The sequence below is a fragment of the Polaromonas sp. P1_F6 genome (assembly GCF_056405695.1).
Window position 1 is genome coordinate 436412 of the sequence record NZ_JBFUBQ010000002.1, and the last position, 13678, is coordinate 450089.

Consider the following 13678-nt stretch of genomic DNA (forward strand, 5'->3'; position numbering starts at 1 on the left):
AGGCCGGCCTTCCCTAAGACAATATATCCCCATGCAAACCCGAAATTTCGACCTGATCGCTTTCGATTGGGATGGCACGCTGTTTGATTCGACCAAAATCATCGTGCGCTGTATCCAGGCCGCAGTGCGTGATGTCGGCGGCACGGTCCCCACCGACAAGGAAGCCGGCTACGTCATCGGCCTGGGCCTCATGCAGGCACTGGCTCATGCGGCGCCTGATGTACCCCCTGAAAAGTATCCCCAACTGGGCGAGCGATACCGCCATCACTATGCCGCGCATTACGACGACTTGAGCCTGTTTGAGGGCGTGCTTCCCTTGCTCGACGCTTTGAAAGCGCGCGGTCACCTGCTCGCGGTGGCCACCGGCAAGTCGCGCCGCGGCCTTGACGAAGTACTGCGCACCGTAGAGCTCAAAGGCGTGTTCGACGGATCCCGCACGGCTGACGAGACGGCAGGCAAGCCCGATCCGCGCATGCTGCATGAGCTCATGGCGGAGTTCGGTATTCCCGCGGGGCGCGTGCTGATGGTGGGCGACACCACCCATGACCTCCAGATGGCGGTCAATGCTGCTTGTGCCAGTGTGGGGGTGAGTTATGGCGCGCATGAGCCGGACACATTTACCGCGCTGTCGCCGCGCCATGTCGCGCATTCGGTGCAGGAACTGCACGACTGGCTGCTGGCCAACGGGTAGCCTTTCGATGACGTCCACGGACCCCCGGCAAGCTTTGTGCAATAGCCGCGACCTGCTTGAAGGCGGGTTGGCGGTGCCGTTCGATGTCATTTATGCCGGGCAGACCTGCCGCGCCTTTGCGGTCCGTTACGAAGGAATGGTCCGCGCGTATCTCAATCGCTGCACCCATGTCGCGATGGAGCTGGACTGGCAGCCCAACCGGGTGTTTGATGCCGGGGGGCGGTGGCTGTTATGCGCCAGCCATGGCGCCGTTTACCGTCCGGATACCGGCCTGTGCGCCGGCGGGCCTTGCCAGGGAGGGCTGGTCAAAATCGAGCTTTCTGAAATCGAAGGGGTTGTTTATTGGCATTCTGCTTACAACCTTAAACCGCTACAGTTCTAATACCTCTCTAAACTATCGCCCATGAACGATCCCCATCGCCCCGACCCTCCCATGGACTCTGATTCGCTGCGCGAATCAGATTTCCGGCCTAACCAGCCGGAATCCCTTCCGCCTTATTCCCAGGCCAAAAAATCCGCCGCTGATCCTTCCGCCAGCCCCGGCTGGGAGCGCGCGACGCTTGAGAAACTGGCTTTTGCTGCGCTGAACGAGCAAAAGGCGACGCGACGCTGGAAAACCTTTGTGCGCCTGTCCTGGCTGGCGTTTTTCATCGCTCTGGTATGGATGGCACTACATCGCGGCACGCCTGCCAGCGATGCGACTGTTCCGCACACGGCCGTGGTGGAAATCAAGGGTGAAATCGCCGCGGGCGCCGACGCCAGCGCCGAGTTCGTCAACGCGGCGCTGCGTGCCGCCTTTGAAGACGAAGGCGCCAAGGCGGTCGTGCTGCTGATCAATTCGCCCGGCGGCAGCCCGGTGCAGGCCGGCATGATGAACGACGAAATCCTGCGCCTGAAGGCCAAGCACAAGAAGCCGGTTTACGCTGTGGTCGAAGAAACCTGTGCCTCGGCCGCTTATTACATCGCCGTCTCGGCCGACAAGATTTACGTCGACAAGGCCAGTATTGTGGGCAGCATCGGTGTGCTGATGGATGGTTTTGGCTTCACAGGCTTGATGGACAAACTGGGCGTGGAGCGCCGCTTGCTGACGGCCGGCGAAAACAAGGGATTTCTTGATCCGTTCAGCCCGCAAAGCGAAAAACAAAAGGTCTTTGCACAGGCCATGCTGGACCAGATCCACCAGCAGTTCATCGCGGTGGTCAAAGCCGGCCGCGGTAAACGCCTGAAGGAAACGCCCGAGATGTTCAGCGGCCTGTTCTGGAGCGGCCAGCAGGCGGTGGAACTGGGCCTGGCCGATCAGCTAGGCAACCTGGAGTATGTGGCCCGAGAAGTGGTCAAGACCGACGAGATCATTGACTACACCCGTCGCGACAATGTGGCCGAACGGCTGGCCAAGAAGTTTGGCGCGGCGATGGGCGAGGGTGCCATGAAGGCCTTCAAGGCGATCCCGGCGCTTCGCTAGGGCGACTTGAGAAGGCGATGGCCTTTGTCAAAAAGCCCGCTTCGCGCGGGCTCTTTTGTTCGTGTCTGGCGCTTTAGCGGCCGATACAGAAGACGGTTGGCAATTCCAGTGGCGCCTGGAGCTTGTCGCGTTTCCAGCCGCTGACCTGCGCGCTGCGGGACCAGCCTTTGGTCATTGTCAGGCCGCAGCTCAGCGCCAGCCGGGTGTTGCCCTGCAGCGTTTGCAGCAGTGACTGGAACAAGGCCGCGTTGCGATAGGGTGTTTCGATGAAGAGCTGGGTCTGGCCGGATTTGAGCGCCAGGGATTCCAGTTCCCGGATGCGCTGGACGCGCTCGGCCGGTGCCTGCGGCAAATACCCGGCAAACGCAAAATGCTGGCCGTTCAGGCCGCTCGCTGCCAGCGCCAGCATCAGCGACATCGGGCCCGTCAGCGGCACAACCTCCAGCCCCAGGTCATGGGCGGCGCGTACCACGGAGGATCCGGGATCGGCAATGGCAGGCATGCCGGCTTCGCTGACCAGGCCCATGTCGCGGCCTTCCACGGCCGCCATCAACAGGGGGCGCGCGTCGAAGTTGCCGGTATGGTCGCCTTTTTTGTGAACCTCCCGTGGCAGCTCCTGGATTTGCTGCGACTGCAGCGGCGCGCTGAGCGGCTGCAGCGCGTCGATACGCTTGAGGTAGGCGCGCGTGCTTTTGGCGTTTTCGCAGATCCAGCAGGAGAGCCTGGCGGCGATTTGCACGGTGCCCAGCGGCATGACATCCTGCAGAGGGGCAAGGTCGTCGCAGCCGAAGTCGAGCGGCGCGGGCACCAGGTAAAGTTTCCCTTTCGCTGCGCCGCTCATGGCTGGCTCCCGTAGGCTGAAAGCAGCCTCACGCCTGCGGCTTCGATGAGCCTGCAGGTGCGGATCAGCGGCAAGCCGATCAGCGCAGTCGGGTCGTCGTTGTCGATCGATTCAAGCAGTGCAATGCCGAGGCCTTCGCTTTTGGCGCTGCCCGCGCAATCGTACGGTTGCTCGGTGCGCAGGTAGTTTTCAATTTCGTCTTCCGTCAGCGCGCGGAATTTCACCTTCACTGCGGCCAGGCTTTGCGCTTCATAACCGCTGTCCAGGCACACGACGGCCACAGCCGTCTGAAAAATGACGGTTTGCCCTCGCATMCTGCGGAGCTGGGCGACGGCTTTTTCGTGGGTGCCCGGCTTGCCGAGCGGCTGGCCGTCGAGGTCGGCGACCTGGTCGGAACCGATGACAACCGCGCCGGGAAATGCCGCAGCAACAGCCCGGGCCTTGGCCAGGGCCAGCCGCTCGGCCAGGGGGCCAGGGAGCTCGCCGGCATGGGGCGTTTCGTCCACGTCGGGCGCGACCACCTCAAACGGGATATGCAGCCGCTGCAGCAATTCCCGGCGATAGCGGGAGGTCGAACCCAAAATCAGGGGGCGGTCTTGTCCGGTGTGTCCGGAGATTGCGGCGAGGTCGGGGGCGGGGTTCATGCCTTGATTCTCTTACACTGCACTCATGTCCAGATCCCTGCAGCCCAACCGACTCAACATGACCGCTTTCGCCCAGGATGGCGTAGCGCTTTCCGAGACTACTTTGCTACGAAATATGGAGCGCCTTGCGCACGAAGCGCAAGGGCTACAGGCCGATTCGGCGGTGAAATGGCAGGCGGTCGGCGAGCTACGCCCGCGCCCGGGCGCTGAAGACGACGTATGGTTGCATCTGACGGCCGAGGCCGTGGTGCCTTTGACCTGCCAGCGCTGCATGGGTGTGGTTGCCACACCTGTAGAGGTCGACCAGTGGTACCGCTTTGTGGCCAATGAAGACATCGCCATGGCCGAGGACGACCAGTCTGAAGAAGACTTGCTGGTGATGGCGCCCCAGTTCGATTTGCTCGCTGTGCTGGAAGATGAATTGCTGATGGCCCTGCCGCTGGTGCCCATGCATGAGGTGTGCCCTGTCGCGCCCAAACTGCAGGCGGGCGACCTTGGTGACAATGCAGATTCGGTGGGCGAGGTTGGTGAAAAACCCAATCCCTTTGCGGTTCTGGCGCAGCTTAAAGCAAAAAAGTAGTAATTTAGAATTACTTATTTCTCAGGTAAAACTCCTAGATTTGTCGGCATTTCACCAGTCGCGGGTTGAGGTGATGAAATTTGTCTCGCATCGAGCTATAATCAAAGGCTTCGCGTACCAATGCGGTGAATACGGTTACATGGCGTTTAGACCGCCTTGGGCCGATATTCAGGTCCAGCTGTCTGAACTCGGATTTTGGTGCGTAATTTACCAACCTTACACCCCATCAGGAGCGGATCATGGCCGTCCAGCAGAACAAAAAGTCACCTTCGAAGCGCGGCATGCACCGCTCGCACAACGCACTCACCGTGCCAGGCATTGCCGTGGAATCCACCACCGGCGAAACCCACCTGCGCCACCACATCAGCCCTACCGGTTTTTACCGTGGCCGCAAGGTGCTGAAAACCAAATCCGAAGCGTAATTCCACGCTTTGAGCATGGGCCCGCACTCATCCTGCGGGCCTTTCTTTTGCCTGAATTCCACTCTCTCTTGACTGCACCGGTCGCCCCATGATCAGGATCGCTGTCGATGCCATGGGCGGCGATATCGGCCCAGCCGTCACGCTCCCGGCCAGCCTGGCATTTCTGGATGGCCATCCGGATGCTGCTGTGGTGCTGGTCGGCCAGCCTGAAGTCCTCGCGGGGCACCCGTTGTACCCCCGCCTTCAGGTCCATCCGCGCTGCCAGATCGTTCCGGCCAGCGAGATCGTCACCATGGACGATCCCATCGAGATCGCCTTGCGGCGCAAGAAGAACTCCTCGATGCGGGTCGCGATGAACCAGGTCAAGGATGGTGTGGCCCAAGCGGCCGTATCGGCCGGCAATACCGGCGCCTTGATGGCCATTGCCCGCTACGTCCTCAAAACCCTGGAGGGCATAGACCGTCCGGCCATTGCTACCCAGCTGCCCAATGCCTTGGGTGGCGCCACCACGGTGCTGGACCTGGGTGCCAATGTCGATTGCACCGAAGATCACCTGCTGCAGTTTGCCGTGATGGGATCCGCCCTGGTGGCAGCCATCACCAGCAACCCCACGCCCAGTGTCGGCCTGCTCAATATTGGCGAAGAAGCGATAAAAGGCAGTGAAATTATCAAAAAAGCCGGTGAGTTGTTGCGTTCTGCGTCTAATTCCGGTGATTTGAATTTTTACGGGAATGTCGAAGGTAACGATATTTTCAAGGGAACGACCGATATCGTCGTCTGTGACGGTTTTGTGGGCAACGTCGCGCTCAAGGCTAGTGAAGGTCTTGCAAGCATGATCGGGGGCTTCATAAAGGCTGAGTTTTCCCGCAATATCTTGACAAAAATTGCGGCCATCATTGCCTATCCGGTGCTAACTGCGTTTAAAAATCGAGTTGACCACAGGCGGTACAACGGCGCCGCCTTGCTCGGTCTGCAAGGCCTGGTTTTCAAAAGCCACGGCTCAGCGGACGCCTTTGCTTTTGAGACGGCGCTGAATCGGGCTTATGATGCGGCACGGAACAATTTGCTTGAGAGAGTGCGCGAACGCATAGCCCATGCGGCCCCTTTGCTGGTGGCAGCGCAGGCGGCGCCCCCTGCTGATGCGCCCGTCGACACCCCTTCAATGTCAGTTGACTCAGCAGTCTCAACACCGGCCACTTATTAATGACCCGTTACTCACGCATCACCGGCACCGGTAGTTATTTGCCGCCGCGCCGACTGACCAATGCCGAACTGGCCGCCGACCTGGCGACCCGGGGTGTGGAAACCTCCGATGAATGGATTGTGGAGCGCACCGGCATCCGGGCCCGCCACTTTGCCGCGTCCGACGTGACCAGCAGCGATCTGGGTGTAGAAGCCGCCAAAAATGCACTGCAGGCTGCGGGTCTGCAGGCTGCGGACATCGACCTCATCATCGTGGCGACCTCGACCCCGGACATGGTGTTTCCCTCGGCGGCCTGCATTTTGCAGAACAAACTGGGCATCGCCGGTTGCCCGGCCTTTGACGTGCAAGCTGTGTGCAGCGGATTCGTCTATGCATTGACCGTGGCCGACGCCATGATCCGCACCGGTTCGGCCAGCAAGGCGCTGGTGATCGGTGCGGAAGTGTTCTCGCGCATCCTGGACTTTTCAGACCGGACCACCTGTGTGCTTTTTGGCGACGGCGCCGGCGCCGTGGTGCTCGAGGCCTCGGACACGCCCGGCATTCTTGCCAGCGACCTGCATGCCGACGGCAAGCATGTCGGCATCCTGTGTGTGCCGGGCAATGTCTCGGGTGGTCAGATCCTGGGCGACCCCTTGCTCAAGATGGATGGCCAAGCCGTGTTCAAGCTGGCTGTGGGCGTGCTCGAAAGCGCCGCGCGCGCTACGCTGGCAAAAGCCAACATGACCGATGCCGACATCGACTGGCTGATTCCACACCAGGCCAACATCCGCATCATGCAGAGCACGGCCAAAAAACTGAAGATGCCGCTCGAGAAGCTGATTGTCACCGTCGACCAGCATGGAAACACCTCCGCGGCTTCTATCCCGCTCGCGCTGGATGTGGCCGTGCGCAGCGGCAAGATCCAAAAAGGCGACACCCTCATGCTCGAAGGCGTGGGCGGCGGCTTTACCTGGGGTGCGGTGCTTCTCAACTATTGAGTGGCTCCCACCCATCTGCCAGGCTTTCACAGACAGGTGGGCATTTGAATTTCAGACCGTCCGGTGCATGGGATCGCCTTGCAGCAGCCTTGCTGGTGCTGGCTTTTGCCTTGGCTGGATGGAAAATCCTGCAGCGCCCACCGGCCACCCCTTTTGCGGCATTGGCGGCCAGCCCTTCGGCTGGTGCCGTCAAATCCGTGCCACGCACCGGCTTGCCGGCGCAGCAGATTTCGCCGGACGGCCGCTTTCGTTTTGATGCGCAATTTGTCTCATCTTCTCCCGGCCAGGCCGTGCATGCGGCCTCCCTCGTGGAGTTGCGTGATGGCCGCTTGCGCGCGGTCTGGTTTTCGGGCTCGCGCGAAGGCGCGGGGGATGTCACCATCCAGACCGCAGTGATGGACCCCGCCAGCCTGCGCTGGAGCGCAGAAAGCACGTTGTTCAACCGTCAAACACTTCAGCAGGGCCTGTGGCGCTATGTCAAGAAACTGGGCAATCCGGTGATTGCTCGCGCGCCCGATGGCTCACTCTGCCTGTGGATGGTCAACGTTTCATTGGGCGGATGGGCGGGCAGCTCCATCAGCTGGGCGCGTTCCACGGATGAAGGCGCGACCTGGAGCATGCCACGCCGCCTGGTGACGTCGCCCTTCCTGAACATCAGTACGCTGGTCAAAGGAGCACCCGTCAGCTTTGAAAGCGGCGAGACCGGCTTGCCGGTGTACCACGAGTTCGTCACCAAATTCGGCGAAGTCCTGCGCATCAACGCTCTGGGCCAGGTCATCGACAAAGTTCGCGTTCCCGGTAGCCGCACCGGTTTGCAGCCGGTGGTGCTGGTTTCGGGGCCAGAGAAGGCGCAGGTCTATATGCGCTCAGGCAATGCCACGGCGCTGATGGTTTCAGATACCACGGATGCCGGCAAGACCTGGTCGCGCGCGTCTGCAAGCATCTGGCCCAATCCGGACTCCGCTGTGGCCGGCGTCGTGACGAACATCGGCACGCAATGGCTGGCCCTGAACCCGGCGCCCCGAAATCGCGAAATGCTGGCCTTGCTGAAAACAGAGGCGGGCGGCTCGTTTGATGGGGTGGCGCCATGGATCGTGGAGTCGTCCGCCAATCCGCAGTCGCGCACGTCCCTCATTGACTATGAGCGCCTGCTGACTCAGGAGCTCAAAGCCCGCGGCGCGAGCGACGGCGAAGCCCAGTCCTATGTAGCCAGTGCCAGGCGCCAGTTGTGCGGCGACCAGAGCTGCTCCCAGGAATTTTCTTATCCTTACTTGCTGCAAACCCGCGACGGCTACCTGCATCTCGTCTATACCTGGCATCGCACGCGCATCAAGCACGTGCGGCTGGACCCCCTGCAAACCCTCCAGGCCGCGCAAGCGGCGACCGGCCATGCTTCCTCCGGCAAATGATCTGATCGCCTTGCTCGGCATTGATCTGGCGCTCAGCGCCGGCTGTCTGCGGCTGCTGGGCTGGCGGCGTGGCGTCGGGCCGTGGGGCAAGTTTGCTACTGCTGCGGTGTTTGTACTTCTGTGGTGCCCGGTGGGGCCGGCCCGCTTACCGCTCGTGGCCTATGTGCGCGGCATCAGCTCGGACCTGAGCATTTCTTTGGTAGCACTCGCCTGCCTGGGCATGTACCAGCGCCTGTCGGGCGTCCGCTTGACGGATACCCGCGAGTGCATGCTGGTGAGTGTTGTCCTGGCTGTGGGCGCATTGTTCTTGTACCCGCTGGCCCTGGGCTGGGGTGACTGGGATGCCTACCGGCTCGGCTGGGGTTCGCCAGTTCTCTGGGCGGCGCTTCTGGCGCTGTCGCTGGCATGCTGGGCCAGGGGATTTCGTTTGCTGCCCGTGCTGATCGCTCTGGCTTTACTGGCCTGGGCTGCGGGGTCGCTGGAGTCCACCAATTTGTGGGACTACCTGATAGACCCCTGGCTGGCCGTTGCGGCTATCTATCAGTGCGTCAAATCGGCTGTCGGATGGGGTTTTGCACGGCTGCGTGGTGCGCACAATGGCGCTATACCGTCGTCAGCCTGACAGACTGTGCTTCAAAAAATGACTGTTCATCTTCTTAAAATGCATGCGGATGCTTTTCGGCGACCCAAGAATTCGACCCATGGAGTAATCATTTGAAATCGTTTGCTATTGTTTTTCCCGGCCAGGGCTCGCAGTCGGTCGGCATGCTGGACGCCTGGGGCGACCATCCGGTGGTTGCGCAGACGTTGGCCGAAGCCTCCGAGGCGCTGGGCGAGGATGTCGGCCGGCTGATCAAGGACGGCCCCAAGGACGCGCTGGCGCTGACCACGAACACGCAGCCTGTCATGCTGGTCGCCGGTGTGGCGGCTTACCGTGCCTGGATGGCCGAAACCGGTACCGCGCCGGCCGCCGTCGCGGGTCACTCGCTGGGCGAATACTCTGCTCTGGTGGCCTCGGGTGTGCTGACACTCGCGCAAGCCGCGCCGTTGGTGCGCTTTCGTGCGCAGGCCATGCAGGACGCCGTACCGGTCGGCATAGGCGCGATGGCGGCCATTCTGGGCATGGAAGCCTCCAAAGTGATTGAAGGCTGTGCCGAGGCCGCGCGCAGCTTCGGGGCCAACACCACCGAAGTGGTCGAAGCCGTCAATTTCAACGATCCGATGCAGACCGTCATCGCGGGCAGCAAGGCTGCGGTTGAGAAAGCCTGCGAAGTGCTCAAGGCCAACGGTGCCAAGCGCGCCTTGCCCCTGCCGGTGTCGGCTCCCTTCCACTCCAGCCTGATGAAGCCCGCGGCCGAGAAGCTGCGCGAAAAGCTGGCCGCCGTCGAGTTCGCAGCGCCGAAAATCCCGGTCATCAACAACATCGAGGTAGCCGTCGAGACTGACGCTGACCGCATTCGCGCGGCGCTGTACGGGCAGGCTTTCGGCCCCGTGCGTTGGGTGGAATGCGTGCAGGCCATCAAGGCACGCGGCCTCACGACGCTGGTCGAGTGCGGGCCTGGCAAGGTGCTGGCCGGCATGGCCAAAAGAATCGATCCCGAATTGACGGGTGTCCCCCTGTTTGATCCCGCCTCCCTGGCGGAAGTGAAGGAGTTACTGGCATGAGCGAAGTCAAGTTTGAAGGCCAGGTCGCACTGGTCACCGGCGCATCGCGCGGTATTGGCGCGGCCATTGCGCTGGAGCTGGCCCAAAAAGGCCTCAAAGTGATAGGCACGGCGACCAGCGATGAAGGCGCGGCCAAAATCGGCCAGGCCCTTGCGGCTTTTCCGGGTTGCGCCGGCAAAAACCTGAATGTGAACGACGTTACCGCCGCCGAAGCGCTGATCGACGCCATCGTCAAGGAGCACGGTGGCCTGCAGGTGCTGGTCAACAACGCGGGCATCACACGCGACATGCTGGCAATGCGGCTCAAGGATGACGATTGGGATGCGGTGCTGGACACCAACCTCAAGGCCGTGTTCCGCATGAGCCGCGCCGTGATGCGCACCATGATGAAGCAGCGCTACGGCCGCATCATCAGCATCACATCCGTCGTTGGTGCCTCGGGCAACGCGGGCCAATCCAATTACGCGGCGGCCAAGGCCGGCGTGGCCGGCATGACGCGCGCACTGGCTCGCGAGCTCGGCTCGCGTAACATCACTGTCAATTGCGTGGCGCCAGGCTTTATCGAGACCGACATGACCGCCGGATTGCCGGAAGAGCAGCAAAAAGCACTTTTGGGGCAGATCCCGCTGGGCCATCTTGGCAAACCGCAAGACATTGCGCACGCTGTGGCCTTTGTGGCAAGTCCACAGGCGGCCTACATCACAGGCCAGGAGATTCACGTCAACGGCGGCATGTATATGTAGCTCTTGAAGCGTCAGCCCTGCAGTTTCATGAAAACAGCGGGCTGAGAGTGGTAAAACACGGGAAATCGAAGCCGGTTTTTATCCGTCCGGCGCGGTGCTTAGGGAAACGACTCTAACGCGGTAAAATCACGGATTAATTTACAACCCTCAGAGGGAACTATGAGCGATATCGAAGCACGTGTTAAGAAAATCATTGCCGAACAACTCGGCGTGGAAGAAGGCCAGGTCACCAGCGAAAAAGCCTTTGTGGCCGATCTGGGCGCTGACTCCCTTGACACCGTAGAACTGGTTATGGCTCTGGAAGACGAGTTCGGCATTGAGATTCCCGACGAAGACGCCGAGAAGATCACCACTGTCCAGAACGCGATTGACTACGCAAACACCCATCAAAAGGCTTGAGGCAAGGCTTTCGCCTGCCTCCGCCGTCATCAAGCCTGAAAAGTCATTCCAGGGCTTTTCGGGTTCTTCTCAGGATTTTTGAATGAGCCGTCGTCGTGTCGTCGTGACAGGTCTGGGTTGTGTCAGCCCGGTAGGTAATACCGTGGCTGAATCCTGGGCCAATCTGATTGCCGGTGTGCCCGGAATTGATCTGATCACGCAGTTTGATGCAAGCAACTTTGCCTGCAAATTTGCCGGTGAGGTCAAAGGCTTCAATATCGCGGATTACATTCCCGAAAAAGAAGCGCGGCACATGGATCGCTTCATTCATCTGGGTCTGGCTGCAGCTTTCCAGGCGGTGGCCGACAGCGGCTTGCCGACGGGCGAGGCGCTAGACGGCGAACTGGCGACCCGCATTGGCTGCAATATCGGTTCGGGCATCGGCGGTTTGYCGATGATCGAGCAAATGCATTCCGAGCTGGTCAATCGCGGCCCGCGCCGGGTGTCTCCGTTTTTTGTACCTGCCTCGATCATCAACATGATTTCCGGGCATGTATCCATCAAATTCGGCTTTAAAGGCCCCAACGTTGCGGTCGTAACGGCCTGCACGACCGGACTTCATGCCATCGGCCTGTCGGCGCGCATGATTGAATATGGCGATTGCGACGTGATGGTGGCCGGTGGCGCTGAGTCCTGCGTCTCTCCGCTGGGCGTAGGCGGCTTTGCCGCAGCGCGTGCCCTGTCCACCCGCAACGAAGACCCGAAAACAGCATCTCGCCCTTGGGACAAGGACCGTGATGGTTTTGTGCTGGGTGAGGGCGGCGGTGTGCTGGTTCTCGAAGAGTACGAGCATGCCAAAGCGCGCGGCGCCAGAATTTATGCTGAACTGACCGGGTTCGGCATGAGCGCAGACGCATATCACATGACAGCGCCCGATGTCGACGGACCGCGCCGCTCCATGGTCATGGCGTTGAAGAACGCAGGTGTCAATGCCGACGAAGTCCAGTACCTCAACGCGCATGGCACGTCCACACCGCTGGGCGACCTGAACGAGACAAACGCCGTCAAGGCTGCGTTCGGCAGCCACGCTAAAAACATGGTGGTCAGCTCGACCAAATCCATGACGGGTCACCTTTTGGGCGGCGCCGGCGGCATTGAGTCGGTGTTTACGGTGCTTTCGCTGTATCACCAGAAAATTCCGCCGACCATCAATATCTTCAACCAGGATCCCGAGTGCGACCTGGACTACTGTGCCAATACCGCGCGTGACGCAAAAATCGAGGTTGCCGTCAAAAACAATTTCGGGTTCGGCGGCACCAACGGTACGCTGGTCTTCAAGCGCGCCTGATTTCCCGGCTCACGCACGTCCAACAGCCTGCCTTGAGCCTGCACAACGCCCCGCCGGTTGTTTATCCGCTGGGGCGTTCGCGTTTTCTGGGTACTCTTTTGTTGGGTTTATGGCTGTCCGGGCTGCTTTTAGCCATGCTCTGGTATTTCAATGGAAACCGTCAGCTGGATTGGCGCATCGGCCTGGCACTTACTGCCGCGTTAGGCGCTGGTGTGGCAGCACATATTGGTTGGCGAAATTCTCCGGCGGGCCACTTGGCATGGGATGGCGAAGTGTGGCGCCGGGAGAGCCCGGGATACCAGGCGGGCGTCGCTGAATATGAGCTTTCAGTCCTTGCCGATTTTCAACACTATTTACTGCTTCGGCTTGAAAATTCTGCTCACGCACGGTTGTGGCTCTGGGTGGAGCGCGGCGTCATGCCGGAGCGATGGCTGGACCTGCGCCGCGCGGTCTACTCGCCGCACAAGTCGTCTTCCACCTTATCGCCGCATGATTTTCTGCCGGCAGAACCCGTGCCGGCTGTGGCAGTATCGGGGTCTATGCGCCCAGCTGAAGCCACGTCACAAAACCCATGAGCGCTGACCTGCCTCCGCCTCGACTGGAAAAAGCAACCGACAGCGATGCCATGCTGGTGGAGCGCACCGTTGCAGGCGACCAGAAGGCATATGAGCTGCTGGTCATCAAATACCAGCGGCGCATCCAGCGCCTGATAGGCCGTATGGTGCGCGATGTGGACCTGGTGGAAGATATCGCCCAGGAAACGTTCATCCGCGCCTACAGGGCCCTGGCGCAGTTCAGGGGCGAGGCCCAGTTCTACACATGGCTTTACCGGATTGCGGTGAATACCGCCAAAAAGGCCCTGATGGACCTTAAACGGGATCCAACCGTCTCTGAAAACTCCTTTAAATCGGGCCAAAGCGATGAAAGCGATGAAACTTCCCCGCTTGAAAACGAACTAACAAGCTCGGAAACGCCGGAAGCCGTGCTGGCCACCAAGGAAATTGCGGAAATCATCAATGCCGCCATGGAAGCCTTGCCTGAGGAGCTTCGCCAGGCCATTACCCTGCGTGAAATAGAAGGGCTGAGCTACGAAGAGATTTCAGAGGCGATGGATTGCCCCATCGGTACAGTGCGGTCACGTATTTTCAGGGCGCGCGAGGCAATTTCGCAGAAGGTGAAACCGTTGCTGGAAAACCAGAGCGGCAAGCGCTGGTGAAGTCGCAGCACCCAGGAGCCATCCATGAACCCACGAATCAGACCCCGTATTTTGAGCCTTTCAAAACGGCAGTTCCGCTGCCCACGAACATGATGAAA

General features: G+C 60.6%; 17 protein-coding genes. 15 read left to right on the top strand and 2 right to left on the bottom strand.

What is annotated here, in order from left to right; all coding sequences use genetic code 11:
• The first annotated feature begins 31 nt into the window (after nt 1-31).
• Genes AC1DY9_RS07920 through AC1DY9_RS07930 form a run of 3 tightly spaced genes read left to right on the top strand, consistent with a single transcriptional unit; the run spans nt 32 to nt 2153 of the window.
• Entirely contained in the window at nt 32-691 is a 660-nt protein-coding gene (locus AC1DY9_RS07920) for an HAD family hydrolase (protein WP_457279396.1), read from the top strand.
• A 7-nt stretch (nt 692-698) separates the two neighbouring features.
• Complete coding sequence (locus AC1DY9_RS07925) at nt 699-1073, top strand: Rieske (2Fe-2S) protein (protein WP_477666233.1); 375 nt, start codon at nt 699-701, stop codon at nt 1071-1073.
• Between the two features lie 21 nt (nt 1074-1094).
• Nucleotides 1095-2153, top strand: coding sequence for a S49 family peptidase (locus tag AC1DY9_RS07930; RefSeq protein ID WP_457279394.1), 1059 nt, complete (start codon nt 1095-1097; stop codon nt 2151-2153).
• A 73-nt stretch (nt 2154-2226) separates the two neighbouring features.
• Here the strand turns inward: AC1DY9_RS07930 and AC1DY9_RS07935 are convergent, their stop codons facing one another.
• Complete coding sequence (locus tag AC1DY9_RS07935) at nt 2227-2994, bottom strand: SAM-dependent methyltransferase (protein ID WP_457279393.1); 768 nt, start codon at nt 2992-2994, stop codon at nt 2227-2229.
• Nucleotides 2991-3638, bottom strand: a complete 648-nt coding sequence (locus AC1DY9_RS07940) for a Maf family nucleotide pyrophosphatase (RefSeq protein WP_477666234.1) — start codon at nt 3636-3638, stop codon at nt 2991-2993. The genes AC1DY9_RS07935 and AC1DY9_RS07940 overlap by 4 nt, the downstream gene beginning before the upstream one ends.
• A gap of 25 nt (nt 3639-3663) precedes the next feature.
• On the opposite strand from AC1DY9_RS07940, the gene AC1DY9_RS07945 reads away from it, so the two are divergent.
• The 12 genes from AC1DY9_RS07945 (at nt 3664) to rpoE (ending at nt 13580) form a co-directional block, all read left to right on the top strand.
• Nucleotides 3664-4218: a YceD family protein gene (locus AC1DY9_RS07945; protein ID WP_457279391.1), complete on the top strand. Its 555-nt coding sequence runs from the start codon at nt 3664-3666 to the stop codon at nt 4216-4218.
• A 239-nt stretch (nt 4219-4457) separates the two neighbouring features.
• A complete protein-coding gene (gene rpmF, locus AC1DY9_RS07950; RefSeq protein WP_007873878.1) occupies nt 4458-4640 on the top strand; it encodes a 50S ribosomal protein L32 in 183 nt (60 codons plus the stop codon).
• 88 nt (nt 4641-4728) lie between these two features.
• Complete coding sequence (plsX, locus tag AC1DY9_RS07955; RefSeq protein WP_457279390.1) at nt 4729-5844, top strand: phosphate acyltransferase PlsX; 1116 nt, start codon at nt 4729-4731, stop codon at nt 5842-5844.
• The gene (locus tag AC1DY9_RS07960; RefSeq protein ID WP_457279389.1) at nt 5844-6821 is read left to right on the top strand and encodes a beta-ketoacyl-ACP synthase III; all 978 of its coding nucleotides are present in this window, start codon (nt 5844-5846) and stop codon (nt 6819-6821) included. The genes plsX and AC1DY9_RS07960 overlap by 1 nt, the downstream gene beginning before the upstream one ends.
• Nucleotides 6822-6865: 44 nt before the next feature.
• Nucleotides 6866-8230: a sialidase family protein gene (locus AC1DY9_RS07965; protein WP_477666235.1), complete on the top strand. Its 1365-nt coding sequence runs from the start codon at nt 6866-6868 to the stop codon at nt 8228-8230.
• Nucleotides 8211-8852 carry a hypothetical protein gene (locus AC1DY9_RS07970; RefSeq protein ID WP_477666236.1) on the top strand — a complete coding sequence of 214 codons (642 nt, stop codon included), beginning with the start codon at nt 8211-8213 and terminating at the stop codon, nt 8850-8852. The genes AC1DY9_RS07965 and AC1DY9_RS07970 overlap by 20 nt, the downstream gene beginning before the upstream one ends.
• A gap of 92 nt (nt 8853-8944) precedes the next feature.
• Nucleotides 8945-9895 carry an ACP S-malonyltransferase gene (gene fabD / locus AC1DY9_RS07975; RefSeq protein WP_477666237.1) on the top strand — a complete coding sequence of 317 codons (951 nt, stop codon included), beginning with the start codon at nt 8945-8947 and terminating at the stop codon, nt 9893-9895.
• Nucleotides 9892-10638 carry a 3-oxoacyl-ACP reductase FabG gene (gene fabG / locus AC1DY9_RS07980; RefSeq protein ID WP_457279385.1) on the top strand — a complete coding sequence of 249 codons (747 nt, stop codon included), beginning with the start codon at nt 9892-9894 and terminating at the stop codon, nt 10636-10638. Before fabD ends, fabG begins: the two co-directional genes overlap by 4 nt.
• A 159-nt stretch (nt 10639-10797) precedes the next feature.
• Complete coding sequence (gene acpP, locus AC1DY9_RS07985) at nt 10798-11037, top strand: acyl carrier protein (RefSeq protein ID WP_011484542.1); 240 nt, start codon at nt 10798-10800, stop codon at nt 11035-11037.
• 82 nt (nt 11038-11119) lie between these two features.
• Nucleotides 11120-12364 (top strand): beta-ketoacyl-ACP synthase II, encoded by a 1245-nt coding sequence (gene fabF, locus AC1DY9_RS07990; protein ID WP_477666238.1) that lies wholly within the window; start codon nt 11120-11122, stop codon nt 12362-12364.
• A gap of 32 nt (nt 12365-12396) precedes the next feature.
• Nucleotides 12397-12939 carry a hypothetical protein gene (locus AC1DY9_RS07995; protein WP_477666239.1) on the top strand — a complete coding sequence of 181 codons (543 nt, stop codon included), beginning with the start codon at nt 12397-12399 and terminating at the stop codon, nt 12937-12939.
• Nucleotides 12936-13580, top strand: coding sequence for an RNA polymerase sigma factor RpoE (gene rpoE, locus AC1DY9_RS08000; RefSeq protein WP_477666240.1), 645 nt, complete (start codon nt 12936-12938; stop codon nt 13578-13580). The genes AC1DY9_RS07995 and rpoE overlap by 4 nt, the downstream gene beginning before the upstream one ends.
• Nucleotides 13581-13678: the final 98 nt, after the last annotated feature.